This window comes from Alcanivorax sp. HI0083, assembly GCF_001635175.1.
Map to the genome: position 1 here is coordinate 1 of NZ_LWFX01001006.1, position 1302 is coordinate 1302.

Consider the following 1302-nt stretch of genomic DNA (forward strand, 5'->3'; position numbering starts at 1 on the left):
GTCTGCCTTGTCGAGAATGGTCTTTTCGATGGATCCCATGTCCACGTAAACATTGGTCTCGGGAATCTTGTATTGCCCTGCGTATTTGTCTGCCATTTCACGGGCCTGTTTCATCAGGCCGCTTTGCAAGTCCGTCACATCCATGGGCACATCCGCGCCGTAAGCCAGAGCCAGCGGTTCGATGACATGGATCAGATGGAGCTCGCCGTCATTGCCCGACAGTACGCCCGCAGCGCGGGACAGCACCTGTGCGGATTCGTCGCTGCCATCAATGGCAACCAGGATTTTACGGTAGGGACTGGGCACGGTTCTCTCCCTGAAAACGTGAGGTTTCCTGCAGTATAGCGCGCTTTGCCAGGGTTGCCAGCGGGCTGTTTCACAGATGAGGGTTGCCCTGGCAGGCCTGCCTGTACTACTACTAAAAAAGGAAAACGGGGGCACTTCCTGCTTGACCCGCCTATACCGGCGCTGTCTAAATAGCGCCCATCACGAGCCTTAGACCGGATGTTGAGTACCTGAGAATGGGAAAATCGCTAGTAATTGTGGAGTCGCCTGCCAAGGCCAAGACCATTAACCGCTACCTGGGCGACGACTTCATCGTGAAGTCCAGTGTCGGCCATGTGCGGGATCTGCCGGTCAGTGGCGGCTCCAAAAAGAGCACCCCTCAGGAGCGGGCCAAGGAGGCGGCGTATACCCGTTCCCTGCCCAAAGAAGAGCGGGACGCCTATAAAAAGAAGAAGGCCAAGAAACAGCTGGTTAACCGTATGGGGATCGACCCGGAAAAAGGCTGGGCGGCTCACTATGAGGTGCTCCCCGGCAAGGACAAGGTGGTCGACGAACTCAAGCGCCTGGCTGCGAAAGCCGACCGTATCTATCTGGCAACGGATTTGGACCGCGAAGGGGAGGCGATTGCCTGGCACCTGCGGGAAGTCATTGGCGGAGACGATGACCGGTTTGACCGGGTGGTATTCAACGAAATTACCAAGAAAGCGATTCAGGCGGCGTTCGAAGAACCCGGCAAGCTGGACCTGCACCGGGTGGAAGCCCAGCAGGCCCGACGTTTTCTGGATCGGGTAGTGGGTTTCATGATTTCCCCGCTGTTGTGGGAAAAAATTGCCCGAGGCCTGTCCGCTGGCCGGGTACAGTCGGTGGCCGTGGAGCTGGTGGTGGAGCGCGAGCGTGAAATTCGCGCCTTTATCCCTGAAGAATTCTGGGAGCTGTACAGCGACACCCACAGCGGTGACGGCGAAGCCCTGCGCCTGCAGGTGGCCAAGCATAACGGCCAGGCGTTCCGGCCCAATA

Annotated in this window: 2 protein-coding genes; one reads left to right on the top strand and one right to left on the bottom strand. The window is 58.1% G+C overall.

Annotation, left to right across the window (positions count from 1 at the left end; translation table 11 throughout):
- On the bottom strand, window positions 1–306 hold a 306-nt coding region (locus A3754_RS12215; protein ID WP_063519908.1), incomplete at its 3' end, for a universal stress protein.
- A gap of 215 nt (window positions 307–521) precedes the next feature.
- Between A3754_RS12215 and A3754_RS12220 the strand changes: the two genes are divergently transcribed.
- On the top strand, window positions 522–1302 hold a 781-nt coding region (locus A3754_RS12220; RefSeq protein ID WP_231880609.1), incomplete at its 3' end, for a DNA topoisomerase.